At 49.9% G+C, this 26,141-nt stretch carries 24 protein-coding genes and 4 pseudogenes; 12 read left to right on the top strand and 16 right to left on the bottom strand.

The window, feature by feature from the left end; translation table 11 throughout:
- Positions 1-181 precede the first annotated feature (181 nt).
- The 4 genes from A3SI_RS17085 to A3SI_RS03895 all read right to left on the bottom strand — a co-directional run bounded on the left by A3SI_RS17085 (position 182) and on the right by A3SI_RS03895 (position 1,725).
- Positions 182-619, bottom strand: a complete 438-nt coding sequence (locus A3SI_RS17085) for a hypothetical protein (protein ID WP_050977362.1) — start codon at positions 617-619, stop codon at positions 182-184.
- A complete protein-coding gene (locus A3SI_RS17080; RefSeq protein WP_050977361.1) occupies positions 616-984 on the bottom strand; it encodes a universal stress protein in 369 nt (122 codons plus the stop codon). The genes A3SI_RS17085 and A3SI_RS17080 overlap by 4 nt, the downstream gene beginning before the upstream one ends.
- Before the next feature lie 136 nt (positions 985-1,120).
- Positions 1,121-1,270 (bottom strand): hypothetical protein, encoded by a 150-nt coding sequence (locus tag A3SI_RS20165; protein ID WP_009053736.1) that lies wholly within the window; start codon positions 1,268-1,270, stop codon positions 1,121-1,123.
- Between the two features lie 56 nt (positions 1,271-1,326).
- The gene (locus tag A3SI_RS03895; RefSeq protein ID WP_009053735.1) at positions 1,327-1,725 is read right to left on the bottom strand and encodes a methyltransferase domain-containing protein; all 399 of its coding nucleotides are present in this window, start codon (positions 1,723-1,725) and stop codon (positions 1,327-1,329) included.
- A gap of 117 nt (positions 1,726-1,842) precedes the next feature.
- Between A3SI_RS03895 and A3SI_RS03890 the strand changes: the two genes are divergently transcribed.
- From A3SI_RS03890 to A3SI_RS03875, 4 genes are all read left to right on the top strand, one after another.
- On the top strand, positions 1,843-3,282 hold the full coding sequence (locus tag A3SI_RS03890) for an MBL fold metallo-hydrolase (RefSeq protein WP_009053734.1): 1,440 nt from the start codon (positions 1,843-1,845) through the stop codon (positions 3,280-3,282).
- 108 nt (positions 3,283-3,390) lie between these two features.
- Positions 3,391-4,341, top strand: a complete 951-nt coding sequence (locus tag A3SI_RS03885) for a sterol desaturase family protein (protein WP_083836438.1) — start codon at positions 3,391-3,393, stop codon at positions 4,339-4,341.
- A 59-nt stretch (positions 4,342-4,400) separates the two neighbouring features.
- Positions 4,401-4,652, top strand: coding sequence for a hypothetical protein (locus A3SI_RS03880; protein ID WP_040670065.1), 252 nt, complete (start codon positions 4,401-4,403; stop codon positions 4,650-4,652).
- 79 nt (positions 4,653-4,731) lie between these two features.
- Complete coding sequence (locus A3SI_RS03875; protein ID WP_009053732.1) at positions 4,732-5,067, top strand: rhodanese-like domain-containing protein; 336 nt, start codon at positions 4,732-4,734, stop codon at positions 5,065-5,067.
- A 137-nt stretch (positions 5,068-5,204) separates the two neighbouring features.
- On the opposite strand, the gene A3SI_RS03870 is transcribed toward A3SI_RS03875, so the two are convergent.
- Positions 5,205-5,489, bottom strand: coding sequence for a TIGR03643 family protein (locus A3SI_RS03870; protein WP_040670091.1), 285 nt, complete (start codon positions 5,487-5,489; stop codon positions 5,205-5,207).
- 39 nt (positions 5,490-5,528) lie between these two features.
- Here A3SI_RS03870 and A3SI_RS03865 point away from each other — a divergent pair, with 39 nt between their 5' ends.
- The 4 genes from A3SI_RS03865 to A3SI_RS03850 all read left to right on the top strand — a co-directional run bounded on the left by A3SI_RS03865 (position 5,529) and on the right by A3SI_RS03850 (position 9,877).
- The gene (locus A3SI_RS03865; RefSeq protein WP_040670064.1) at positions 5,529-6,998 is read left to right on the top strand and encodes a cryptochrome/deoxyribodipyrimidine photo-lyase family protein; all 1,470 of its coding nucleotides are present in this window, start codon (positions 5,529-5,531) and stop codon (positions 6,996-6,998) included.
- Positions 6,999-7,066: 68 nt separating this feature from the next.
- Entirely contained in the window at positions 7,067-7,429 is a 363-nt protein-coding gene (locus A3SI_RS03860) for a hypothetical protein (RefSeq protein ID WP_009053729.1), read from the top strand.
- Positions 7,430-7,467: 38 nt separating this feature from the next.
- Complete coding sequence (locus A3SI_RS03855) at positions 7,468-9,450, top strand: PAS domain S-box protein (RefSeq protein ID WP_009053728.1); 1,983 nt, start codon at positions 7,468-7,470, stop codon at positions 9,448-9,450.
- On the top strand, positions 9,371-9,877 hold the full coding sequence (locus tag A3SI_RS03850; protein WP_156810153.1) for an ATP-binding protein: 507 nt from the start codon (positions 9,371-9,373) through the stop codon (positions 9,875-9,877). Before A3SI_RS03855 ends, A3SI_RS03850 begins: the two co-directional genes overlap by 80 nt.
- Positions 9,878-9,918: 41 nt before the next feature.
- Here the strand turns inward: A3SI_RS03850 and A3SI_RS03845 are convergent, their stop codons facing one another.
- From A3SI_RS03845 to A3SI_RS03820, 6 genes and pseudogenes are all read right to left on the bottom strand, one after another.
- Entirely contained in the window at positions 9,919-10,158 is a 240-nt protein-coding gene (locus A3SI_RS03845) for a (2Fe-2S) ferredoxin domain-containing protein (RefSeq protein ID WP_009053726.1), read from the bottom strand.
- 23 nt (positions 10,159-10,181) lie between these two features.
- Positions 10,182-11,434: pseudogene (locus tag A3SI_RS03840) on the bottom strand (DUF819 family protein).
- A gap of 13 nt (positions 11,435-11,447) precedes the next feature.
- Positions 11,448-12,131, bottom strand: coding sequence for an NUDIX hydrolase (locus A3SI_RS03835; RefSeq protein WP_009053724.1), 684 nt, complete (start codon positions 12,129-12,131; stop codon positions 11,448-11,450).
- The gene (locus A3SI_RS03830; RefSeq protein ID WP_009053723.1) at positions 12,121-12,783 is read right to left on the bottom strand and encodes a hypothetical protein; all 663 of its coding nucleotides are present in this window, start codon (positions 12,781-12,783) and stop codon (positions 12,121-12,123) included. Before A3SI_RS03830 ends, A3SI_RS03835 begins: the two co-directional genes overlap by 11 nt.
- A gap of 382 nt (positions 12,784-13,165) precedes the next feature.
- A pseudogene (gene aceA, locus A3SI_RS03825) lies at positions 13,166-14,427 on the bottom strand (isocitrate lyase); the annotation flags it as partial.
- A gap of 37 nt (positions 14,428-14,464) precedes the next feature.
- Positions 14,465-16,012: pseudogene (locus A3SI_RS03820) on the bottom strand (hypothetical protein).
- A gap of 227 nt (positions 16,013-16,239) precedes the next feature.
- On the opposite strand from A3SI_RS03820, the gene A3SI_RS03815 reads away from it, so the two are divergent.
- The 4 genes from A3SI_RS03815 to A3SI_RS03805 all read left to right on the top strand — a co-directional run bounded on the left by A3SI_RS03815 (position 16,240) and on the right by A3SI_RS03805 (position 20,296).
- The gene (locus tag A3SI_RS03815; RefSeq protein WP_009053719.1) at positions 16,240-17,706 is read left to right on the top strand and encodes a helix-turn-helix domain-containing protein; all 1,467 of its coding nucleotides are present in this window, start codon (positions 16,240-16,242) and stop codon (positions 17,704-17,706) included.
- The gene (locus A3SI_RS22125; RefSeq protein WP_316929062.1) at positions 17,703-18,671 is read left to right on the top strand and encodes an isocitrate dehydrogenase kinase/phosphatase AceK regulatory subunit; all 969 of its coding nucleotides are present in this window, start codon (positions 17,703-17,705) and stop codon (positions 18,669-18,671) included. Before A3SI_RS03815 ends, A3SI_RS22125 begins: the two co-directional genes overlap by 4 nt.
- The gene (locus tag A3SI_RS22120) at positions 18,662-19,429 is read left to right on the top strand and encodes an isocitrate dehydrogenase kinase/phosphatase-domain containing protein (RefSeq protein ID WP_316929061.1); all 768 of its coding nucleotides are present in this window, start codon (positions 18,662-18,664) and stop codon (positions 19,427-19,429) included. Before A3SI_RS22125 ends, A3SI_RS22120 begins: the two co-directional genes overlap by 10 nt.
- 99 nt (positions 19,430-19,528) lie before the next feature.
- On the top strand, positions 19,529-20,296 hold the full coding sequence (locus A3SI_RS03805) for a 3-hydroxybutyrate dehydrogenase (RefSeq protein ID WP_009053718.1): 768 nt from the start codon (positions 19,529-19,531) through the stop codon (positions 20,294-20,296).
- A gap of 133 nt (positions 20,297-20,429) precedes the next feature.
- Here A3SI_RS03805 and A3SI_RS03800 read toward each other — a convergent pair whose 3' ends face one another.
- The 5 genes and pseudogenes from A3SI_RS03800 to A3SI_RS03785 all read right to left on the bottom strand — a co-directional run bounded on the left by A3SI_RS03800 (position 20,430) and on the right by A3SI_RS03785 (position 25,903).
- Positions 20,430-20,732: a hypothetical protein gene (locus A3SI_RS03800; RefSeq protein WP_009053717.1), complete on the bottom strand. Its 303-nt coding sequence runs from the start codon at positions 20,730-20,732 to the stop codon at positions 20,430-20,432.
- 117 nt (positions 20,733-20,849) lie between these two features.
- Positions 20,850-21,200 carry a TonB-dependent receptor gene (locus tag A3SI_RS21485; protein WP_156810152.1) on the bottom strand — a complete coding sequence of 117 codons (351 nt, stop codon included), beginning with the start codon at positions 21,198-21,200 and terminating at the stop codon, positions 20,850-20,852.
- Positions 21,131-23,302 (bottom strand): TonB-dependent receptor, encoded by a 2,172-nt coding sequence (locus A3SI_RS03795; RefSeq protein WP_050977359.1) that lies wholly within the window; start codon positions 23,300-23,302, stop codon positions 21,131-21,133. Before A3SI_RS03795 ends, A3SI_RS21485 begins: the two co-directional genes overlap by 70 nt.
- A gap of 321 nt (positions 23,303-23,623) precedes the next feature.
- Entirely contained in the window at positions 23,624-24,337 is a 714-nt protein-coding gene (locus A3SI_RS03790; RefSeq protein ID WP_169315087.1) for an alpha/beta fold hydrolase, read from the bottom strand.
- A pseudogene (locus A3SI_RS03785) lies at positions 24,273-25,903 on the bottom strand (sodium:solute symporter family transporter). Before A3SI_RS03785 ends, A3SI_RS03790 begins: the two are co-directional and overlap by 65 nt.
- Positions 25,904-26,141: the final 238 nt, after the last annotated feature.

Here is a 26,141-nt window from a genome sequence, read left to right as displayed (position 1 = left end):
TATAAGGCTTGCCGTAGGGTTTATTTTTCAAGCTGTGTTCTACATGTCAATGGCGCCTTTTGGTAGCTTTAACCCAAGTTTATTCGGCTTTTGGATAGCATTAATTAGTGCGGGATGCACAACATTAATTATTTATTTCATACTAAAGAAATATGCGAAGCATGAGCAAGAGTCATAATCCTCACTTCATGATCCAAAGCGGGTTGCGCGTATGGTAGGCCATCTGCAGGCTATGACTCTGGTTGAACAGGTACGCAAAAAAGGATTTCTTTTGGTAAAACATCACCAAACAGCGCTCGGGATGCTCGCCTAAGTAGCCATTCAGCACCTGCTCTGGCTTTTCTCCCGCACGCAGCTCCAGCCGTGCACGCCAGTCTGGAAAGGCATCCTCCAGCTGACTGGAAAATTCTGCCAACCGGTCCTCGGCCTTATGCGCGAAACCCTCGTAAATATGTAGCAGCGAAAATTCCGCCTCTAAGCCCTGAACCAAAGGGTACCACTTGCGAAAAAACTTCTCATCGTCAGGATGCAAGGCAGTGGAAATCGTAAACGACCAGCGCTCCGGTAAGGGAGCTCCCGTCGGAATCGCCAGCACGGGCGTCATCGCTTCCTTAATCACCTGTCCGGTGTTCGACCCATGAGCGCCTTTTTTATGCCTGAAGCACCCTGCGTGCCCATTACGATCAAATCAAAATCCTCACGATAGGCCATCGCGGTAACAGCCGTCGCCACCGTGCCCTGCACGATTTTATAGGAAACCTCCACCTCCGCAGCACGGCCCACGGCCAAAGCCTGCTCGAGGGCCTGTTCTGCCTCTGCTTCTATGCCCGCCACGATCTCCGTCGCTTGGGCAGCAAAATCATACACCGCGGTAAACGTGTACACCAAACGAATACTGGCGCGCTGCTGCGCTGCTAAGGCCAGCGCAAAACGATAGGCATGGCTGGCATTCTCGGAAAAGTCTGTTGGAACTAAAATCTTCATAGTGCTCAAGTAAGCGTTAAGGTAGTGAGTGGATACAACGTTGTGTAGTTGTGTGTAGCATGTAGCCGCCCCTCTTGGGGCACAATTACAAAGGAAAGTTACCGAAAAATCACCAAGCTACCCGCTTTCTCTCCTACTATTTTGCCAACTTTTTACCTACCAGCCGCACCACATGCGCGGGCCCTCGATGCCCCTCTCCCTCTTCCAGGTGCACCTCACCCGAAAAGGCATACTCCCATTCCAATCCTTTAAATTCAGCCTTGATCTCCTCTAAATCATACAGCATCTCTGGTGCATTCGGACCCCCGGAGGTGTAGCCGATTTGCTCCTGACTGAAGCCCTCTACAAGCAGCGTACCCCCTGGCCGTAGCGCTTGATAAACTTGTGATGGATTTTTTTTCGCATGGCCTGCGGCAAATGAAAGTAAATCAAAGCAATCACATCAAAATGCTTTGCCGGAGGCAAATACAACAGCGCGTCACCTAAAAAATAATCGATTACCACACCATGCAAGCGTGCAAATCGAAGTGCATTCTCTCGCGCCACCTCACTCTGATCTAGGGCCACCACCCCCCAATCTTGCGTGGCGGCATAAATGGCATTTCGGCCCTCTCCCTCTCCCGGTAAAAGGATCAATCCAGGGCGCAACTTATCCAATTCTTGTTTAAAAAAGGCATTGGGCTTCACACCATACAGCAGCGGCTGCTCTTCAAAACGTTTATTCCAAAAAGATTCATTCATAGCTCTCCAACTTAAACCTGCACAAAAATGCAGGCAAACGCGGAGCCAATATGTAACAATCATCACCTATTTTGTGGAAAATACTCCCTTGTTTTGTGCAGAATAGAAGGAAGAACCATGCGTATAACGAGTTTACTAGTGCTCCTGACCTGGGGGCTTATGTTCCAGGTCCAAGCCCAATTTACCGATAAATTCCCTGCGGCGGAACCCCAAAAGGCCGAAATCCATCAGTTTCATGATGCCGGACTCGCCCATTACAGCTATGCCATCGTAGCGGAAGCGGGCATCTACCTGGTAGATCCAGGAAGAGATGTGCGTCCCTATTTGGCCCTGGCCCAAGAAAAAAACAGCCGCATCGAAGGCGTTATCAATACCCACCCGCATGCAGATTTCGTTAGCAGTCACTTGGAACTCCACGAAACCCTCGGCATCCCTATTTATGTGTCCTCCCTCGTGGGGGCCGCCTACCCCCACCAGGCCTTCGATGAGGGTGATGTCCTGGACCTAGGAAATGGGGTTACCCTACGTGCCCTGCATACCCCTGGCCACTCCCCTGATGGCATTTCTATCGTACTGGAAGAGGACGCCGAAGCCATTGCCGTTTTTACGGGTGACACCCTTTTTATAGGAGATGTCGGCCGCCCAGACCTGCGCGAAAATGCCGGAAACGTAACTGCGGATCGCGTGGAGCTAGCCAAAATGATGTATGCAAGCACCCGTGAAAAGCTTATGCCGCTTCCTGATGCAACCCTCGTCTATCCCGCCCATGGTGCAGGCTCCTTCTGCGGCAAAGCCATCGGTACGGATAATGTAAGCACCATCGGGAAAGAAAAAGCCACCAACTATGCCCTTCAGGACATGACAGAGGCGGAATTTGTGGCCCTGCTGCTGGAAGATCAGCCCTTTATCCCTTTGTATTTCCCTTATAATGTGGAGGTCAACAAGCGCGGAGCAGCCACATTAGAGACTGATTTGGCTCGTGTTCCCCGCTTGGCACCCGATTTCCTCACCGAGCAGACGGCACTGCCCCTGATCGACGCCCGAAATCAAGCCCTTTTTAAGGCCTCCCACATCCCGGGAGCGCTGAACATCATGCAGGGCGCTAAATTTGAGACCTGGCTGGGAGCCCTTTTGCCCCCTGGGCAAAGCTTTTACCTCGTCTCAGATTCCGAAGAAAATTTAGATGCGCTGATCGCGCAAACTGCCAAAATCGGCTATGACAAATACATCGTCGGCGCCTTCGTTTATGCACGCGGTGGTGATGCGCAGATGCAAGCCTTCGACCAAGCCGCCTTCGACGCTAATCCCGAGGCCTTTACCATCCTCGACATCCGAAATCCGGGAGAAGTGGCGGAAGGCAAGCTCTTCGAACATGCTTTGGCGATACCACTGCCTGAACTTCGGGAGCGGGCGGGAGAAATTCCTACTGACAAGCCCGTAGTCGTGCACTGCGGGACAGGGTACCGCTCAGCGATCGGCAGCAGCATCGTGCATAAAACAGTACCAAAAGCACAGGTGCTCGACATGGGCGCTGCGGTAAAAGACTATCAAAAATAATTATTGTGGTTTATGGGAGTTAAAAGTGGGCCTTCCTTTGGGGGGTCCTCTTTTTCGTATAAATTACGTATATAACTTGCCTTTTAATCAGAAGACGGAATGGACGTGCTGGAGAAATATCTAAAAATCATCTACGATGCCTATTACGGCTATGCCCAGTATCTACTAAACGAGATGCTGTATCCCTCCTGGAAAAATTATTTCTGGTGGCTGATCGGCCTGTCCCTGCTGGTATGGACGCTCGAAATCCTGTTTCCCTGGAGGAAGCGGGGCGGCATCCTGCGTAAAGACTTTTGGATGGACACCTTCTACATGTTCTTCAATTATTTTCTCTTTTCCTTAATCGCGTATAATGCCATTTCCATGGTGGCGGTGGAGGCCTTTAATGATTTCCTGGGCCTTTTTGGGGTGACAAATTTGGTTGCCCTTGAAATAGGTTCTTGGCCCCAGTGGGCCCAATTCCTCACCCTGTTTTTAGTAGCAGACTTTATCCAGTGGAATGTCCATCGGCTGCTACACCGATCGCCCCTGCTATGGGAGTTTCATAAGGTGCACCACAGTGTGGAGGAAATGGGCTTCGCTGCACATCTCCGCTTCCACTGGATGGAGACGATTCTGTACAAGACCGCTCAGTACGTCCCGCTCGCGATGATCGGTTTTGGGCTGGAGGACTTCTTTATTTTGCACATGTTTACCACGGCGATTGGCCACCTGAACCATGCCAATATCCGCCTCACCTACGGGCCTTTCAAGTACATCTTGAATAATCCCATCATGCACACCTGGCACCATGCGAAAACCCTTCCAGAAGGCAGCCATGGCGTCAACTATGGCATCACCTTGAGCCTGTGGGACTACCTTTTCGGCACCGCCTACATTCCGCATGAGGGGCGCGACGAACCTTTAGGCTTCCCGGGTATGGAGCATTTTCCAACTAAGCTTTGGGATCAGTTGAGGTATATCCCTACTCGGACCAAAACCCCTTCCGATACCTCAGCTCCCCCGAGGAAGGCGGCGCTTACCCCGTTTACACCTGCTAAAGGGCCCGAGAAGCTGTAGCTACAGTGTGCCTCCCCTACATGCACCCCATAAAGATTACTTTACCCCCCCCCAGTATCATGAAAACAAGTATCAATTCTTGGCGCTTCGTCCTCTTGCTTTGCGCTACTTTAGGTTTAGCGCCCTTCGTTCCAGAACCCCATATTTGGGGAAAAATCCGTTGGATCGCCGGAGGCGCAAAGGGCATGCAAGCCTTAGACTGGTTTGACTTTTTTTGGCACGCGATCCCTTTTGTGCTATTAATTCGCTTACTCGTTTTGGCTGCGTATAAAAAAGGGGACAAAAAAGCTGAGAAAAGTCAGCAGGTGTGATAAAGGTTACGGTCTGAAGGGGCTTGGACAGCTATTTTTGTAGTATATAATATCGAATAACCTAATAGCAAATACCAGTATGTTTAGTTTCTTCAAATCCAGCCCAAAAGGGTATAAAGATAGTGATGCAGCCACCTTTTATGAAGGCCTAAAGGCTAAGGATGCCGTTTTAATCGATGTGCGCAGTGCGGGTGAGTTTCAGTCGGGCAAATTAAAAGGTGCGCGTAACATCGACATCATGAGTGCGAACTTCCAGCAGCAGATCGCGAATTTACCTAAAGACAAAACCTACTACGTGTACTGCCGTAGCGGTAACAGAAGCGGTCAAGCTTGCGCCCTTATGGCAAAAGCAGGCTTCGAAAATTTACATAATTTGGCTGGCGGCATCATGTCCTGGCCATACGAAACGGTTTAAGGACGGCTTTACTAAAAAGTTGCATCTACTCGATTAAAGACAAGGCTCGCCTTGTCTTTTTACTTTCCGTACAGAGGATTGCGTCCAGCCCCTCGTGGACGCCTGTGGCAGGCTTTTTTTGACTAGCTCCTGACAAACTACCGCTTCGGCATTTTATTTAGCGCGATTCCCCGCTGCATCCTCGACTTAAACGTATCCATGTCCTTCGGCGCCTTCTGCTTGTGCTTGGTGGCCCTCCCCTGCACACGTGCCCGCCACATCTTAAAGGAGGACTGCTTCATTTCCCGTCGCATCAACTTAATCACCTCTTTCTCCGGCAGTCCAAACTGCCCCTCGATCGCATCGAAAGGCGTCCGATCCTCCCAAGCCATTTCGATCACACGATCTATTTCCTCCTCTGAAAGTGTCTTGAATTTACGCATATCCCCTAAACCAAAATCCGCCGCCCTTGTTTTAGCAGCATGCAAGACCTTCATGTCGTTTGGTTCAAGCGTGATCTCCGCCTCAGCGATCACGCCCCGCTTCAGGCTGCCCTAGCCGAAAAAAAGTGGTGCCTGCTCCTCTATTTTTTTGAGCCCGAACTCGTCGCCTCCCCGCATAGCGACACGCGCCACTGGAGATTCGTCCTCCAAAGCCTCCACGAAATGCAGGCCAAACTGGAAACGCACGGGCTTCAGCTCCACATCCTCTATGCCGATCCGCTGCCCGTCCTGCGCCAACTGCAGGAAACCTATGGCATCGCTTGTCTGTACAGCCACATCGAAACCGGCCTGGCCATCACCTACCGCCGCGATCTGGCCGTAGCCGACTTCTGCCGAGAAAATGGAATCCGGTGGAGAGAATTTCAGCAGCAGGGTGTGCGCCGCGGGCGCAAAAACCGCGAGCGCTGGTCCCAAGAATGGTATGCCCAGATGACAGCACCCCTGGCCCAGCCGAATTTCCACCGCGCTAAAGGCATCAGCCTCCCTAAAACCTTCTTGGAAAACCTCCCTCAGGCCCCTTTGCCACAGGCATGGCAAGAAAACAATCCCCTTATGCAGCCCGGTGGAGAGGATCCCGCACAGCGCTACCTCCAAAGCTTCCTGCGTGACAGGGTGCGGCATTACAACCAACATATCAGCAAACCGAGCCTCAGCAGAAGCTCCTGCTCCCGACTTTCACCCTACCTGGCTTGGGGCAACCTCTCCATGCGGCAGGTCTATCAGGCCGCCGAAGCACGTAGAAAGAGCGGCTTTCAGGCACGAAATCTTGTCAACTTCCAATCCCGCCTGCGCTGGCACTGCCATTTCATCCAAAAATTCGAGATGGAGGATCAAATGGAGTTTCGCTGCGTCAATCAAGGCTTCGAAAAGATGGAAAAACCACTGGACAGCGCCAAAGTGGAGGCTTGGAAGGAAGGACGCACGGGATTTCCGCTGGTAGACGCCTGCATGCGCTGCCTGAAGGAAACGGGCTACCTGAATTTCCGGATGCGGGCCATGCTCGTATCCTTCTTGACCCATCACCTGCTACAAGACTGGCGGCACGGCGTCGCGCATCTGGCGCGGTACTTCTTGGATTTTGAGCCCGGCATACACTTTCCCCAGTTCCAAATGCAGGCAGGGGTGACGGGCATCAATACTGTCCGCATCTACAATCCCGTCAAACAGGCCGAAGATCATGATCCTGAAGCAGTCTTTATCAGCAAGTGGGTGCCTGAGCTCGCGCAGCTGCCCATTCCCTATCGCCTAAAACCCTGGGAACTCTCTCCCATAGAGGCCAGCCTCTACCAGTTTCAGCTGGGAAGCAGCTACCCTGCGCCTATCATAGACTTGGAAAAGGCCGCCAAAATCGCCCGTGACCAGATCTGGAGCGCCCAGAAAATGCCCGAGGTCCAGCAGGAAGCCAAGCGAATTTTGCGCAAGCATACCCTACCCAACAGACAGCCTTAATTATTTAAATTTATGGCTTAAATCCAAAATTTAGCTTAACTTAAGGTTTTCAATCTTAATTAAAGGCTATGCATTCAGAGCCATTTCAGACTCCAGACGCACCAAAATTACCTTGGCCTGCTTTGGGGCCCGCTATGGGCCTACAGCACTCCGCACATCAAGAAGCCTTTACGCGGCATATTCACTATTTATGCGCGGCCCTAGCACATCAAAAACACCATGTGGCCACGATTTTACTGACTTATTTTCCTGAGAAAGGGATTCAAGTGCATGAGGAGTACAGGTTTACAGCGCGCTTTAGTGCGTCAGAGGCTACGCTACTGGCTGAGCGCTACCTCCAATATCGCGAAGAAACCGAGGAGGCCGAGCCCTTTTTTCAGACGGCCCTGAGGGCCAAAGGTCCGCAGAAGAGGAATTCCAAGCCTTCGTAGGAGAAATCCGCCTGCAGCCAGAGACGGGTAGCTACTGCTTGCTCGTCAGCATTTTGGAGGCGGAAGCCCCAGAAGCCTCCTACAGCTATTTTAGAGATTTTTTGTTGCACTCCGTAGCCTATACCGAGCAGCTCTATCACACGCTGCAAGAAACTGAGCGTGAATCCACGATGAAACTTGAGGAAGCGACGCTACTGAAAGATAAGTTTCAAAGCATCTTTAACTCCTCCTTTTCCTTTATCGGGTTTTTAGATCGAAACGGTATTTTAACAGAAGCGAATGCCACTGCTTTGGATATGGCTGGCTTACAGAGAAGCGATGTGGTAGGCAAGTATTTCTGGAGACTGCTATTGGTGGCAGATCAGCATGGAGACACAGGAGGAGCTGAAGCAGCATTTCGAGCAGGCACTGAAGGGCAGGAAGTGAGCTATGAGGTAAATGTATGGATAAAAGATAAACGCGAAGTTACGATCTTGTTTAGCTTGCGCCCAGTGAAAAATAGTGCGGGTGAAGTAATCTTTGTGATTCCCGAGGGTCGTCCGATACAAGATATCGTGGAGGCAAAAAAACGACAGCGTCTTATTTTAGAAAGCTCAAAGCTAGGTACTTGGGACTGGAATATGAAAAGTGGAGAGATGCTGATCAACGAATGGTGGCGGAATTACCTGGGCATCCAAGAAAAGCACGGGCAACCCATGATGCGTGAAGAGTGGATCGCGCGTATGCATCCTGAGGATAGGCAACAGGCGCTTAATAGCATCACGCAGTACTTAGCAGGGACACTCGACACATATCAGGTGGAGTTTCGCATGCAGCACCCGAATGGCTCTTGGCTGTGGATGGCGGAGCGGGGCCAGGTCTTCGACTGGGATAGCACTGGCGCGCCTTCCAAGATGTATGGAACCCTGCAAGATATTACCCATCAAAAGGAGAAAGAGCGGGAAATCACCTACCATCGTGATTTGTTTACGGCGCTATTTGAGCTCTCACCTATCGGTATCGCCCTGAATGATTTCGAAACAGGGCAGTTCTTAGATGTAAACAGTAAGCTTTTAGCTCCGACCCAATATACTAAAGAAGAGTTTTTGGCGCTCAGTTACTGGGATGTTACCCCAAAAAAATATGCCCCAATGGAGGCGCTGGCCTTAGAGGAGATGCGCACGAAGGGAGAGTATAGCCGATTCGAAAAAGAATACCGCAGAAAGGATGGAACCCTCTACCCTGTAGAATTAAGGGGCATCGTCATCGAAGACTTAAATGGCCGAAAACTTATCTGGTCTATTATTCGGGATGTTATCGAAGAAAAAGCCGCAGAAGAACGCCTGAAGACGGCTTTAAGTAAATTACAGGCGGTTTTAGATGCGAGTACACAGGTGGCCATCATCGGGACGGATCGAGAAGGTACCATTTCACTCTTTAATGCAGGGGCAGAGAATCTCCTGCACTTTTCGGCAAGCGAAATGCTGCAGCAGAGACAGCTACAGCAACTTCTGCTGCAAGAAGAACTCGAAGCGCTTAGCACTGAAATTCAAAATCAGTACGGTGTCAAGTGCACCCCAAAGCAGGCACCTTTCTATGAGGCCCAACATGACATTTTCTTTACACGAGAGTTTCAGCTGCGCGATGCACATGGGACGCTTATCAATACGCTTTGTTCCCTCACAAAATTATCAGTGGAAGGAGAGCATATCGGATTTTTAGGAATCTTTACGAACATTTCAGGGCTTAAAAAAGTGGAGCAGCAGATGACACACCTGCTGGAGCGCACGAAAACCCAAAATGAACGCCTGAAGAACTTTGCACACATCGTAGCCCATAACTTGCGCTCGCATAGTGCTGGTCTTATCGGGATGATCGAGCTATTAGAAATGGAAAAACCGGAACTTTTAGAAGTGGCTGCTTTCCCCCTGCTACAGCAGCGCACAGAACTTAGAGCAGACCGTGGAAGACCTAACCGAAATCGTTCGCATGGACTTGGCGGAGCTGCAGCTAAAGGAAGTGGATCTGCATGCCAGCATTGAAAATAACTGTGCCAGCATCCGAGCTTTGCTGCTCCTAAATGGTGTTCAGGTCATCAATAAAATTCCAGAAAAAACCTGCGTGGCCGGCATACAAGCCTACATCGACAGCATCGTCTTGAATTTCATTACCAATGCAGTGAAGTATAAGCGTAGCGAGGCGAAGGAAGGTTGTCAGCTACTCATTGCTTTAGAAGAAACGGACACGCATAAAATCGTGCATTTTCAGGATAATGGCATCGGCATCGACATGAAGCTGAATGGAGGTAAGCTCTTCGGCCTGTACAAGACTTTCCACAAACATCCTGATGCACGTGGAGTAGGATTATTTTTGACCAAAGGTCAAGTAGAGGCAATGGGAGGGTTTATCACGGTACAGTCCACCAAAGGGCTAGGAACTACCTTTTCGGTACATTTCCCGCTTCAGTAAGGGAGTTGAAAGCAGCACGCCAGCTAGCATCACGGGAACATTTAGCCCGTGATTTTCTTACGTATGGCTTCCACGTCGGCCTTTTTGCAGACCTCATTGTTGTAGACCACCACGGGTGCACTTTTACAAAAGTCCATGCACTTGGTGCGGATGATTTTATATTTTCCTTTATGACCGTCTGTTTGAATGAGGGACTTGAGGTCTTTGGTCAGCTTTTTACATCCTTCGTCTTTACAGTCTCCCCCGTTACAGACAAAAATAAATTTGCGGTACGTCGCCATACTCTTTTTACTCTAAAAAAGACCTAAAGGTTATAGACAGCCTGCAGGAGGAGGCCGCAGATCAGGGCGCCGTAAGTACCCACCGCATAGCCTAACACCGCCATCAATACTCCTACGGGAGCCAGTGCCGGGTTAAAGCTGCTGCTACGATAGGAGCTGAAGCAGCACCGCCAACATTTGCCTGAGAGCCCACCGCCACATAGAAGAAAGGGGCTTTGATTAAAAAGGCCACCAGTAGCATGATGGTCACGTGGAAAAGCATCCACAAAATCCCTACTAAAAAGAAAAGTGGGTTATCGAAGATGGCACCCAGGTCCATCTGCATGCCGATCGTAGCTACGAGCACATACAGAAAAACTGACCCGATGCGTGAAGCGCCTGCCCCTTCCAGGTTGCGCGCCTTCGTAAAACTCAGCGCCAGGCCACCCGTGGTGGCTACCACGACGATCCAGAAAAAGGTGCTGTCTAAGGAAAAATCTGAAAGTCGTGGATAGTGGGTGCCGATATAAGGCGCGACATAGTCAGCCACCAAATGGGCGAATCCGGTAATTCCTAGGCCCACACCTGCTATTTTCATTGTGTCTGGCAGCGTAGGCATCCGCATGATCCCTTCGCGATAGGCGGCCACTTTTTCTTGTAGCGTTTGGATGGCACTGCTGTCCGCTTTAAAGAGCGCGTCGATTTTCCCGGGTTTCCCCGCCCAATAGAGGATAACCGCCATCCAGACATTGGCCACCAAAACATCCACTGCGATCATCTGGGAAAAAAGCGTGGTACTCGCCCCGTAGACCTCTAACATGGCCGTCTGATTCGCTCCTCCCCCGATCCAGCTACCCGCGATGGTGGCCAGCCCGCGCCAAAGTTCATCGGGTCCTACTCCGCCGAGGAGCTCTGGAAAAAAGAAGGAGCAGGTAAACAAGGCCAGTGGCCCGCCCAGCACGATGCCCAGCGATCCTGCTAAGAACATGATGAGGGCCTTTGGACCCAATTTTAATATCCCCTGAAAATCAATGCTGAGCGTTAAAAGTACTAGGGAGGCTGGTAAAAGATAGCGGCTCGCCATGTAGTATAGCCCCGACTCCTCACCGGAGATCAGCCCGAAACTATTACAGAGCGCAGGAATAAAGTAGCAGAGCAGAATGGCTGGTACCACGGAGTAGAAGCGTTTCCAAAAGGGATGGGAGCTGCTGCTGGTACTAAAAACAAAAGCCAAAATGGTTATCAATACACCTAAGACTACGGCGTCGTTTGTAAGTAGAGGGGCCTGTGCGAGCATACAGCAAATGGGTTTAGACTGCATAATTAACACATTCGGCCTGAAAGTCCAAAAAGCTGCGCTCAGGCGCCTGCCAAAGTTGCTGCAATTCCGAAAGAATCATGGCGGTAGCTCCCCAAACCATCTCATTTTCGACGGCGTAGTAGGGCGTCCGCAGGGCATAGCGATCGCGTACGCGCACATTTCCTACTTGGATAGCTTCGGGAGCGAATAGTGCAGAAAAAGCACAGGGAATAAGGCGATCCACTTCTTTCGGATCGGGAGAAAAGGAAGGCTGCTCCTCGACAAAGCCGATATACGGAAAGACTACGAAATTACTGGGCGGAATATACAGGCGGGTGAGACTGCCGAGCAGGGTGATGCGTTCGCGCTGCACGCCGATTTCTTCTTCGGTTTCACGTAGCGCTGTCGCGCCAAAGTCCTTATCCTCGTCTTCCCATTTGCCGCCAGGCAGAGCGATCTGCCCCCCATGCACGCCATCATAGGGAGGGCGCTTGATGAAAGGGAAGGTGGCTAAACCTTTTTCTCCCGGATATAGAAGAAGCAAGACAGCTCCTTTCCGGGCGGTTTCGGGGATTTCAGGTGAGAAACGGCGCTCATCCACAGGCTCTGGCGCCATATGCCGATGCCCCTGCAGACCGGGTAAAGGCTGCTGCAGTTTTTCTTCTAAGATGGGAATGACTTCACTAAAACGCACGCTCTTCGATTTGATCCTGAAATTTCTCTTTTAGATATGCATATCTAACGAGCTCAGGGGCGATTTGTTGGTGGCGATACAGCTGGATTTCACCTTCGAAAGGAAAGATTAGCCAGACCATCGGGCGGTACCCCTCTTCTTCCTCCATACTACCGAGAACGAGTAGACACTCGCGATCCAGCCACTCAGCCTCCTCGATACTGGCTGATGGGCCTAAAAAGAGGAGTCGCTCACGCATGCCATCGCGCTTATAAAAGATGATTTCGGAGTCAGGGTTTAGTAACAAGCGCCCCTCTTCGATCAGGGCCAGCTTTTGGCTGTAAATATCCACGACACCTTCTCCCTCGGGGTGCCGTATCTGGTGTGCAGCTAAAGGGTGGCGTGCATTAATCGGGTTTTTCTCTGGAAAGCTCACGTCCTCCATGGGCAGGGTGCCGGCAACCTGAAAATCACTCACCTGAAAGCTGGGAAGGGCTTCCTTCCAAAACCCCATCCACCGCGGCTGAGCCTGTAGTCCCAGCTCTAAGCGTGTCGCTACATCTACTTCTGGCTCTGTGGCAGCTCCTCCACTGCTGGCTCCTTCTTCTGACGCGGAAGAACAAGCGATAAAGACAGAAAGCAAAACGAAAAAAGAATAAAAGTTGGTCTTCATAGTGCAGGCGGATAACGATTTAAATGTACAATAAAAAAAGTCTAGGATACGCGAAGTTTAGTTTGAATTTTACGCATTTTTCCACTCCCTTCGGTGCAAGGCCCCACCAAACGTAAAAAGGAGAACGCATCACGTTCTCCTTTTTATATCGAAAGTACCTTCAACCTTTATTCGAGGGCCTCACTTCATCGGGTGCGAAACAAAATCCCGACGATAAAACCCTGCGATTTGGAACAGAAATGGACTTTCTCATCTCTCAAACCTATTAAACCTATTTGTGGATATTCATCTGATGAATAACACTTCGGAAAGGTATAAAATGTTTTCTAATCGCGCAAACAATCGATTGCGAAAATTTTATTTTGCTTAAAACTGCTGGCGTCTCAGTAGAGTCTTTCATGGCTGTAGTGGAAGCTGTTCCGGCAGTTACGATCTCTTGTACTGCATCGAAATAACCTGTTCCTACGAAGCCTGGTGCTTCACTGCTTTGAATCCATCCTTCTGTAGCGCGAACTCACGCTCCTGAAGCTCGGAGTATCCTGCCATGCCGCGCTCTTTATACGCTTTCGATAACTCGAACATAGACGTATTCAAGGCGTGGAAGCCTGCCAATGTGATGAACTGGAAGCGGTAGCCAAGCTCTGCTAAGTTCTCGCGGAAGGTAAGCATTTCTTCACGGGATAAGTGCGCTGCCCAGTTGAAAGATGGAGAGCAGTTATAGGCCAGCATTTTACCTGGATATTTTTCGTGAACTGCTTGCGCGAACTCACGCGCATACCCTAAATCTGGGTTAGACGTTTCCATCCAGATTAAGTCTGCATACGGAGCATAAGAAATCGCTCTGTCGATACCTTGCTCGATACCATTTTTCACGTGGTAGAATCCTTCAGCCGTACGTGGTCCGGAGATAAACTTATGGTCACGCTCATCGATATCCGATGTAAGCAAATTAGCCGCGTCTGCATCCGTTCTAGCGATGAGTACGGTCGGCACACCACATACGTCTGTGGCTAAGCGCGCCGCAACAAGCTTGTTGATGGCTTCCTGCGTCGGCACCAACACTTTGCCACCTAGGTGGCCACATTTCTTAGCAGAAGAAAGCTGATCTTCGAAGTGAACACCTGAGGCACCTGACTCGATCATCATTTTCATCAGCTCGAAGGCGTTCAAGTTGCCCCCAAAACCGGCTTCTGCATCTGCTACGATCGGCACGAGGTAGTGCAAGTCACCCTGACCGCTCACGGACTGAATCTGGTCAGCGCGTAAAAGGGCATTATTGATACGCTTCACCACTGCAGGAACTGAATCTGCTGGGTATAAGCTTTGATCTGGGTACATATGTCCGGCCAAGTTGGCATCGGCAGCCACCTGCCAGCCGCTTAGGTAGATAGCCTCTAAGCCTGCCTGTACTTCCTGAACCGCCTGATTTCCTGTAAGTGCACCGAGACCCGCGATAAAAGGCTGACTCGTTAATTTGTCCCAAAGTCTGTTCGCGCCCATACGTGCGATAGAATGATCGATGGTAAAGCTTCCTTGAAGCTTAACGACTTCCTCCGCTGTATAAGGACGTGAAACGCCCTCCCATCTTGGATTTGTTTCCCAATCTTTGCGGATCGCCTGCGCTCTTTCTGCTGAATTTTTCATGTTACTAATGGTTATGATATAAATGTGAAAGGTTTTCTTAATTTTCTAGTAGGCCGTAAGCCGGCAAAGTGAGGAACTCGATGAAGGTGCTGCCCAGTACGAGCTTATCCATTAATTGGGAAGCTTGCTTCAGTGCCTCGCCTTGGCTGCGCTCCGGACCAAGTAACTGACGTACTTTTTCCATCTCCTGCTCTTTAAGTGTCATGTAAAGCTCTTTAGTGATGGTACGCCCATCGTCCATTTTGGCGCCCAGCTTGATCCACTGCCAAAGCTGTGCACGGCTGATCTCCGCCGTAGCCGCATCCTCCATCAGGTTGTAGAGAGCGGCTGCCCCCACCCCGGACAGCCAACTTTCTACGTACAGGATTCCCACGTTAATGTTCGTCCTAACACCCATCTCGGTAATCGTACTGCCGGGAATACGCACATCGAGGAGATCCTCCTGGCGCACGCCTGTCTGCGGCACCGGCTTATTTTTTTGGTTGACCTGACCTTCGTCAAAGGCCGCCGTAAACACTTCTTTCGCGATATCTACCAGGAAAGGATGTGCGACCCAAGTGCCGTCATAGCCTAGCTTAGCTTCATTTTCTTTGTCAGCCCGCACTTTCGCACGTGCCTGCTGGTTGGTAGCTTCATCCTTCGCAGGGATAAAAGCGGACATTCCGCCGATAGCATGGGCACCACGCTTGTGGCAAATTTCCACTAACAGGCTGGCATAAGCTTCATAAAGGGAACCGTCATGCTCACCTGCATACGATCCGGGAGTAGGAAGTTGGGATCGTTTCTGAACTTCTTAATCACCGAGAAGATGTAATCCCAGCGACCTGCATTAAGCGCCACGATATGCTCTTTCAACTCGTACAAGATCCCGTCCATCTGTAGTGCTGCGAAGATTGTCTCGATTAAAACAGTACTTTTAATGGTCTTCTGCGGGATGCCGATATAATCCTGTGCTGCGATAAAAACTTCATTCCATAACTTGGCTTCCAGTGCACTTTCTAGCTTAGGCAAGTAGAAATAGGGGCCTGAACCACGGGAAAGTAATTCCTGTGCGTTATGGAAGAAAAATAGACCAAAGTCCACTAAGGAACCGCTGAGGGGCTCGCCGTTCAGCGTCATGTGTTTTTCTTCTAGATGCCAGCCACGTGGGCGAACTTTTAAGGTAGCGATTTCCTCTGCTAGTGCGTATGTTTTGCCGTTAGGCGCTGTAAAATCAATCTGCCGGCGGATAGCATCGAAAAGATTAACTTGGCCCGACATCAGGTTATGCCAGCTAGGAGAAGAGGCGTCTTCAAAATCCGCCATAAATACCTTAGCACCTGAGTTTAGTGCGTTAATAACCATCTTTCTGTCCACAGGCCCTGTGATTTCGCAGCGGCGATCCTGTAAGTCCGAAGGGCCCTCCGCTACTTTCCAGTCGCCTTCCGGCTTAGGAAGCTCAGCTAAAACCTCCGCGAGCTGACCTTGGTCGATTTTTTCCTGGGTACGCTGACGTTTCACTAAAATAGAGTAGCGCTTCTCACGAAACTTGAGCTCTAAAAATGCCAGAAACTCCAGGGCCTCCGGCGTCAAAATCTTCCTGTATTCCTCTCGGATTTCACCTAAAACTTTGAGCTTTAAAGTGTCTGAAACGGGTATGGTCATGATTGCTGTGCGTTTGTGTGATTTGATGTGTTAAAGGTAAAAAGACGAATTTAGATATGCAAGCGAAATTTCGCTTTTTATGAAAAAAACTTTAATTACCGATTTTTGCTAAGTGTGTAAAAACGGATAAATTCCGTATATTCGTCTACGAATAAAACCCACCCGAACGTGAAAGAAGAACACATACGCATAATTTTTGGCTTGAAGATCAAGCAGTTAAGAAAAGATAAGCACTTATCCCTCCAGGAGTTATCCGAAAAATCAGGCATCTCCATCTCCTATTTAAATGAAATCGAGAAGTCGAAAAAATATCCGAAGGCAGATAAAATTTTTAAACTAGCCGAGGCCCTGCAGGTTAGCTACGACTATTTGGTCTCCCTGCAGCTCGATGACAAGATGAAGACCATATCGGATCTGCTGCAGTCAGACATCTTAAGTGAGCTACCGCTCGACATCTTCGGTATCGACGTGGCCACCTTTATCGAACTGCTCTCCGATGCCCCTTCCAAGCTGAATGCCTTCATCATCACCCTCATGGACATCAGCCGCGCCTATGACATCAGCAAGGAGGAGTTTTTCCTCTCTGCCCTACGCGCTTATCAGGAGATGCATGATAATTACTTCCCGGACCTCGAACAAGCCGCGGAAAAACTAAAAAAACAATTTGGCCTCGAGAAGCCCAGCGTGCAGCGCCTGGAGGAAATTCTCGAAACAGCCTATCAGTACCAGATCGACGCTTACGACTTCGACGAAGATCCCGAACTAAAAGGGCTGCGCTCCATCGTACTGCCGGGCAAGGCTCCACGCCTGCTTTTCAACAGGAACCTGACGGAAAATCAAAAGCTCTTCACCCTCGGCCGCGAGCTGGGGCACTGCTTTTTATCTTTGGAAAACCGCCCACTGAGCTACTCTTGGGTGAGCGTGCACTCCTTCGAAGAAGTCCTGAACCACTTTAAAGCGAGCTACTTCTCCTGCGCACTCTTGATCCCAGAAAAAGGCTTCGTAAAAGACTTGGAGCACTTTCTCTACCAGCCCACACTGGAAGCGAGCCGCTTGCTGCAGCTGATCGAAAAGTACACCGTCACCCCAGAAACACTTATTTATCGTCTGACGAATGTGCTGCCCAAGCATTTCGGACTCAAGGAGCTCTTTTTTCTACGTATTAGTAAAAATACGGAAACGAAGAACTTTTCCTTAAATAAGGAGCTGCACCTCACGGGCATCCATCATCCCCATGCCTCGAAGGGTCAGGAAGACTACTGCCGCCGCTGGGTGTCTGCCACCATTTTTGATGATTTCGAGCGCTCCGGAGAACGGGTCGTGGGCAAGGGACAGTTCTCCTTTTATCCGGATGGGGACTCCTACTTTGTCTTTGCGATCGCCTATCGGGCGGGCATGAATGCGAAGGAGCACGTAAGCATTTCCTTTGGCCTGAAGGCCAATGCACTTTTCAAGCGCAAAGTCAAATTTCATAACGACCAAAATATTCCGCTCCGCTACGTGGGAACGACCTGCCAGCGCTGCCCAGTGGAAAACTGTGAAGTGCGGGTAGCAGCGCCTAAATTTTTACTCGAAGCCCAGCGCAAAGAAGCCAAAAGACAGGCCATGGAGCGACTGAAAAAACAGATGCTATGAGTGCACAACAGGTAAGCCGTGTGGTGGGCCTGATGCTGGAAGGGTATATTTCCTACATCAGCACCTTTAATGAGTTGACAAGCTACGCCCCGAAGTACTTTAAAAACAGGGACTGGACAGGCATGCAGCAGGTTCACAAGCGCCGACTTCGGCTCTATAAATATGAGGTAAATGCCACGCGCATCCTGATTAAAGGTGTGCTGAGGGAGGAAATCGGGCAGCGGCAGCTGTGGCGGGAGGTTAAGGCGAATTTTGCCTGGGAAATCACCACCCGAAAGGATAAGGAGCTGGCTGAATCCTTTTTTAATTCTGTGGTACGTAAAACCGTACCTGACACCGCTGTGGATGAGGAAATTATGTTTGTCCATGAGGGCTATGACACCTGTGACATCCACCCGCAGGAAACCTTATACCACACCTATCCCCCTCGCTGGGGCTTACAGAAGATCATGCGGAAAATCGTGGAGGACTTCGACTTCGAGGCCCCCTATTTGGATAAAGAGGCAGATGTACAGTACCTCGTACAAGCCGTCCGCAGCATCGTGCTCACCCGCTACAAGCCCGATGAGCGGACCATCACCCAGGTGCTCAAGTCCGTTTTCTATCGAAATAAGGCCGCCTACCTCATCGGCAGAACCTTCGTGGGAGAAAAATGGATGCCCTTCGTCATTCCCTTTATGCATGGGCCGCGCGGCATTTATGTGGACACCCTCATTTTCGAGAAAAACCTGATGAGTGGACTATTTAGCTACACGCGCAGCTATTTCATGGTGGAAACAGCCATTCCCTCCCAGATGATCAGCTTTCTTTTAGCTGTCATCAACCATAAAAAAATTCATGAGCTGTATAATGCCATTGGCTTTAACAAGCATGGGAAAACCGAGTTTTATCGGGATTTTATCGGGCATCTGGAGCAAAGTAAGGATCAGTTTATCTTAGCCCGGGCATCAAAGGCATGGTCATGACCGTTTTTACGCTACCTTCCTATAATATTGTGTTTAAGTTGATAAAGGACTACTTCGACCCCCCAAAGAGCATGACACGGCAGGAGGTGAAGGACAAGTATGTCTTGGTTTCGCGCCATGATCGGGTGGGCAGGATGGCGGACACCCATGAGTTCGAATCTTTCCACTTTCCTCTAGATCGGATCTCTCCTGAGCTTTTAGAGGAGTTACGGCGGAGCACGAATTCCCTTTTGTCCTTCACGGACAAAGAGCTGATCATTCAGCATCTCTACACCGAGCGTAGGATGACGCCGCTGAACATTTATCTGGAAACCTGCTCGCATGCAGAGGCCAAGCATGCCGTGGAAGAGTACGGACTGGCGATTATTCAGCTGGCCAAGGCCAATATCTTCCCTGGCGATATGATGACGAAGAATTTTGGGGTTACCCGACAGCGGCGCGTCGTATTTTATGACTACGATGAAATCGAATTTTTAACGGATATGAATTTCCGCTGGAAGCCGAAGCCGCAGACCTACGAACAGATTTATGCCTCAGAGCCCTGGTACGAGATCGCACCGAACGATGTCTTTCCTGAGGATTTTAAGCGCTTTATGATCGGGCGAGCCGATGTGCGCCAGCATTTTATTACCTATCATGCCCGGCTTTTCGACCCCGAATACTGGATCGACATCCAGCAGCGCATCCGCCGTGGGGAGCTCTTGCATGTCTTTCCTTATCCGCGTAGCTATCGTTTTCGTCCAGAAGAGGAGGTATAAATGCAAGAATTTATGTAACTTAAGGCCACAGAATTCTAGCCGTGTAGCTGGATGTTTGGGAGGAATCAAATAGGACAGTGTTCAACCCAATACATCAACATGAAACACGCAATCATTACAGGAAGTACCAGCGGCATCGGCCTAGGGCTGGCACGTCAGTTTGCCCAGGCGGGCTACGGTCTTATGCTCCATGGATTAGACCCAGAAGGGCCAGCGCTGGCGCAAAGTTTAGCGCAGGAATATGCTGTTCCTGTGCATTTTTCTGATGCTAACTTGATGCATCCAGAAGCTATCTCCACCTTAATCGACGAAGCCCACCAGGCATTCGGCAGCATAGAGGTGCTGATAAACAACGCGGGCATCCAGCATGTAGCTCCGGTAGAAGCATTTCCCGCAGCGAAATGGGAGGCCATCTTGAGTATCAACTTATCCGCCGCTTTTTATGCTAGCCAAGCTGTTTGGCCCCACATGAAGCAAGCGGCCTTCGGAAGAATTATTAACATCAGCTCTGCCCATGGTTTGCGCGCCAGCGCATTTAAATCGGCTTATGTAACAGCGAAACACGGCATCACGGGACTCACCAAGGCGCTCGCCTTAGAGGGGGCGCCCCATGGTATCACAGTAAATGCTATCTGCCCTGGGTATGTAAAAACACCTTTAGTGGAGGGGCAAATCCGTGACCAGGCCCTTAGCCATAAGATCAGTGAGGCAGAGGTGGTGGAAAAAATTATGCTGGTGAAGCAGCCCATTAAATCCTTTATCCCAGTCGCTGACATCGCAGCCTTAGCCTTATTTCTGGCTTCCGATGCTGGCAAAACGATGACGGGGGCAAGCCTTCCCATCGAAGGGGGCTGGACCGCGCAGTAGTATTCGATTAGGAAAATAGGGTAAAAAGCAGGCTATTCTTGATGTAAAAAGAGAAAGGCTTGCTTTTCTGTTTGATGGTAACTAATCTTTAAGCCATATTTATCGATTAGCCGTTTCGCGATACTCTTAGAGCTTATCGCTCGAAATGTCGTGGCTGAAGGAAGAATAGCGATGCGCAGTGCCTGCTGAAAATGCTCCATCGCTTGTGGAAACCAGGTACGGTACAGCACTTAGTATGTGCCTCCGAGAGCGGCTTGAGCTCTCGCTGATCCACTAAGATCAGTGGGATGTCGTGCATGCGCATGTAGTCTAAACAGGCTAATAAGGTTTCCTTATAGCCCTGCAGGGGCACCTCTCCTATCCACCGAAGGCGCATCGCCTGCTGCTCAGCATCGTATAGGAGCTGCACGTACATTTGCTGTTTTAACTCTTTCATCTCTTTTCGACTAGGCCTAAATTAGAGCCAAAAGCTGGCGAAAAAAAAGAAAAACCAAAAAAAAACCTTCTGGCCAGTGGCTAGAAGTTTCGGAATCAAATAGGACAGTTTATTTTCTTAGAAATCTGCACGTAGCTCTAAAGAGAACAATCTCCCGATAAGCGGTGAACCGACGAACTCTCGCTGCTCTACGTTAAATAAGTTGCTAATCCCGCCACCCAAAGAGAGTGCCTGGCTGATGCGGTACCCTACAGAAAGATCTACTGTGGTAAATCCTCCCAGAGGCCCATAGTCAAAAAGGAAGGGCGCGACGCGAGTACCTGCGCCAGCCGCAGTCGCGATCTGATTACCTGACCTGAAATCAAATTCCGGTACCCAGCGCACATTCACGGATGCGTTTAACTTGTTGTCCAGTAAGTTCGCGGCAGTAAAGTTAAAATTAGCACGGTTGGCAGGTGCATTAAGCACGCGAAATGCCTCCCGAGCCTGTGGCTTAAAAGTGCCAAATTTGGATCATCCTCGAACTTATCTGCCTGAGTGATGTCGGAACCGAAATAGGAGTACTTCGCCCCAAAGCTGTAATTGGCATTAAAGTTATAGGTAAACCCCAGATCGATTCCCCAGTTATTTACCTCTCCAAAGTTCAGGTAGGTCAGGTTAATCCCGCTCAAGTTTTCCGGGATGGGCTGGCCCCCACGCTCCACGATGCGCTCTCCGCCTACGAAGAGGTTTACCGCTGGGCTAATAAAATCACGGGTAATGCCATACCAAGCGGTGGCGTCTACGAAGAGTTTTTTGGCCGCCAGGCCTTTATAGCCGAACTCAAAGGTCTGATTCACCTCCGGCTGTAGCGGGTCGATCATGCGGCGATCTCCTGTCACCAGGTTTTCCACAGTAAGTCCCTGCCCCGAGCCGATGATGGCCCCATTTACCCCTGCGATGGGAAACAAGAACTCTAAAAACTGAATGGAAGGCGCGGCGTATGCACGACCATACGTTAAACGCACGGCTCCATTTTCGCCCACCTGATGGGTAAGGGCTAATCGAGGGCTGAACTGTAGGTCATAGTAGTCGTGGTAATCCACTCGGGCGGCGCCTACGAATTTTAATTTATCTGTAAGTGCATAATCCATCTGCGTCACGACACCGAATTGATTGATGATGATATCGCCATCGATGTCAAAGAGGTAGGTGCCCAGGCTGTTGGCCACATCGCGCTGAAAAGAGGCTCCCAAGACATAGTTAAAGCGGGATCCTACGGAATTATTATACTGAAACTCCCCGTTTAGTCTGCTCGATTCGTCTTTAAACCCAGGGAATCCCAGACCACCCTCTTCTACTGGCAGTAGAGAGCGCCTTTTCGCTTCCTCTGGGCTTAGGCCTGCGGCCAAAAGGGTTTGATAGTTGACGGTACGTCCATTGATTTGGAAGGTGTTTCCAGCATTATTCCACGAATTATAAAGCTGCGCGAAAACCCGAGGAGACACATAGCGCGCCTGTAGGTAGCTAAAAGTCCAGCCGTCGATTTGGTTTCTACCGAGATTCGTCACCCCGATGTTCGAACCCTGACCGATTCCGTAATCCACGATTAGGTCTGCATCTGGCTTAATACTGTAATACACTGCTGCATTCGCGCGGATGGAGCGAAAATTAAAGTCAGGAGCCAACTCAGGCACCCCTATGGCGCCGATATATACCGTATCGATAAACTCAAAATCCCTTCCTTGCGTGTATTCCGCATTTACTTTAAAGGCTAACTTTTCGTTGACGACATTCGCATGACGAAAACGGCCAGACAGTACGGACTGATTTCCTCCACCGAAAACCACGGTCGTACCCTCCGAAGACCGGGGGTCTTTTGTCAGCGTATTGACCACTCCGGCATGCGCATTCGGCCCATAAAGAGCAGAGGCAGGACCTAAGATAACCTCGATACGCTCGATATCTTCTTTGATAATCGTATTGTAAAAACCAGCTGGGAGGCCTGTTCCGCCTGGAAGCATGCCGTTTCGTCCATCGTTTAACTGCAGCATGCGCACATTAAAGGCTGAGTTAAAGCCGCGGGCATTAATCCCGATTCCGATAACTCCTGAGCGAACGACTTCCACGCCTTGCACTTTATTCAAAAGTTCGCCGACGTTAAAGGAGGGGAGGTTGTCCAAATCACGTGATGTAATCACACCGATCGAAGCGGGGGCGTCTGTAAGTCGCTCAGGGCGACGTGTGGCCGATACGACCACCTCTCCTCCGAGGGTCAAAGCAGTACTTTTTAAGTTGAGCGTTCCTAACTGAAGGTCTGCCGAGACTCGGATGCTGCGCTGAAAATTTTCGAAACCCAAACTGCTCGCTTCTAATGTGTAGCTGCCCTCAGGTACGGCAGAAAGGGTGAAATTTCCATCTAAATCAGTGGCCGCTCCGATACCGGTTCCAGCGATGCGCACGTTCACACCGATTAAAGGTTCACGGGTATCGGCATCTCGAAAGGTGCCTCGGACGGTGTAATTTTGAGCTGCTGCCCAGTGCGATGCGAACAGGCAAAGCAGCAGGAGAATAGTAAATCGTCTATCCATAGGTATTTTGGGTTTAAGTATTTTTGGCTTTGAAAAGCTAATACAAGTTTCCCTATTATCAAAATTTTATATAGGTTTAAACCTCATTAACAGAACGACAATAAAAAATAATACAATTTTGAACATAGAAAATTGCACTGAAAAACTCCTCACAAACACCTCATTTCCTGCCTCTTACCTCACTCTAACGCCCCAATTCCCAGACTACCCCTAAAAATCTTAATATTTTAGCCACCAAATAAAAAACTGAAAAAAAATTCCCGGAGAAACTCTGGGAATTCGATTGTAACTGCTCCTACCCCTTTATGGCGTAGCTTCATTTTACTCTAGGCAGAAGCTGCGGATGCGTTGATTCACTTCCTCCGCCTTTTCCCACATGATAAAATGTCCCGCAGCGGGAAGCGCTACCGTTTGAGCTCGTGGAAACCTTTCTTTCGCCTCTGCGAGCAGCTCGGTGATGGTAAGCCCTGGGTTAAAAAATCGATTAGGAATTAAGGCATCCTCTTCGCCGTAGATGATCAGAACCTCCTGCTGAAGCTTAGGTATCCACTCCCAAACCGGCTCCCGCACCATGCCTTTGACCCCATAAACGACTGCCTGCGCATACAAAGGAAATTGAGGGTCCGCTTTTATCTTTTCGCGATCCCTCGCCATAAACCGTGCTTCTTCGGGAAATTGATGAAAATTGCTTTGAAGGTTTTGTAAAATGATATCCGCATCCGCTGCCATCACCGCAGCAGGTTGCATGAGCTCGAAGACCCCTACCTGCTCCGCTGTAAATCGTTCGATACCTGCTGGGGCGAGCAGTACAAGCCGCTGTACCTGCTCCGGATGCCTGTGCGCGAGGTGCATGGCAATCTGCCCACCCATACTATGCCCCACCAGCGTATAGCGTGGAATGGCCAGGTGCCGCAGCAGTTCCGCGACCGCATCCGCCTGATCGGTCAGCATAAATGGCGCTTGCGGCTTGCTACTTTTCCCATAGCCGAGCAGGTCCACCACGATGCAGCGATGGGATTCCGCCAGTGCGTGCATGTTTTTCGTCCAGGCAGGCGCGTAGGACCCCAGTCCATGGAGGAAAACCAGTACCTCCCCTTCTCCTACATCCATGTAGGCCAGTGTATCCGCACTTTCTAGCGCGGCATAATGGACCAGAGCTGGGTAGGAAATCGCTTGAAAGATAGCCTGCCCCTGGCTGGAGCTTATCCCCTGAAACATCCAGAGCAAAGCGACAATGAGTAGTTTTTTCATGAGTTTTGGAGGTTTTTAGGTGTTGGTGAAGGGTTATTTTTGCGCTCGCGCAAAGAAAATACGCGAGGGTGCCGACGGTGAAGCTACTTAAAATAGCCAAAGCAGCTGGAATTCCAGGGTTCTTTACAGGCACTTGCATGTAGCTGATCCATTCCCCATAGTACAACCCAAAATGCACAAAGAGGGCCGTAAACGAGGCTAGAGCCGCAGCGACTACAGGTGTATCCTTCCGAAAAGTCCCGAATAGCACCGGAAAAAAAGCAGCCGAGAAATAAGCATAAACGCCATTTTGGGCGAAAATCCCTACGCTCAACTTAGGGTTTTCCAGTTGATCCACCGTCAGCAGCATGGCCACCACTGCGAGCAGCAGGATAACCCCTCGATTAATCCAAATTCCATAGCGTGTAAAGTCAATAAAGCTTCCCAAAGCAGGGCGCAATAGATCCGAAGTGATGGTAATCGATAGGGACTGCACCAGACCTTCTAAGGTACTCAAGCCAGCAGAAACCAGCCCCATGATGAGGAGCAAGCCAATGATGACAGGGAAATGATACACCACATAGGTGGCGATCACATTATCTACCGGAATAAGTGCTCCGTTAAACTGCAGGTCGGGAAAGCTGATGCGGGCATAAAGTCCCACTAAAACCACCGAGAAAAACAAGAGCTCAGTACCTACTGCAACCCACAGAAAGCGATTGACATCTTTTTCTGACTTGAGCAGGAGTGACTTGGTAATGATATGAGGCTGGCAGACGATGGCTACCCCGACGACTAGTTGGCAAAAAATAATTTCAAAATAATCCCGAAAAAGTGGGCTATCCGGATTAGTCGGCTGCCCCAGTTCTGGGGAAATACGTGATATTTTATCTAAAAACCCATGAACACCCGCGCTAAAGTGGCTGTAACCAGAGCCCAGTAGGAGGATGGCCACTACGAGCATAAGCAGCGCTTGAACCATATTGGTGTACACCATGGCATTCGCTCCACCAAACATCATGTAGCCGAAAATGAAGCTGATAAGCAGCAGACTCATGGTCACCTCTGGCAGGTCCATGGCTCCGGCAAGTACCTTCGTCAGCCCGACGGTAATGAGTACGATAAAGGTAAGTAAAAGCAAGGAAAGCAGGCGAAAAATCGCCGATAAGCCGTATTTTGGTACATGTCCCCCATCCACTGCGCCATGGTGAGTGCTTTTACGGTAGTTCCTGCTCGGCGAAACCCCTTGGTCAGCAGCACTAAGGAAAGCATCGCCGCGAAGGGCAAAAATACAGCCATGGACAGAAAACCCGCCAGACCGTAGTAGGCCACGAAGCCTGGGTTAATGATAAAGGTTGCCGCACTCGTCATACTAGCGGCTAAGCTAAGCCCCACTGCTGTGGGGGAAAAAAGAAAACTACCTAAGGCATAATCTTCCACTGACTTCGTTTTTTTTGCACCACGAAAGACCAGGTAAAGAATGACCAGCATGTACAGCAGCACCAATGCAGTTACCGCTGTTTTATACGTCCAAAACGCTTCCATAAACGGATTTTAAGGGGTTAATAAGGAGAAAGTGAGCCAAAAACACCTAAACCCCCTACCGAGA

Source organism: Nitritalea halalkaliphila LW7, from assembly GCF_000265075.1.
GTDB classification, from domain to species: domain Bacteria; phylum Bacteroidota; class Bacteroidia; order Cytophagales; family Cyclobacteriaceae; genus Nitritalea; species Nitritalea halalkaliphila.
Note: the sequence above shows the minus strand (reverse complement) of the source record. Positions and strands in the feature narration are given on the sequence as shown.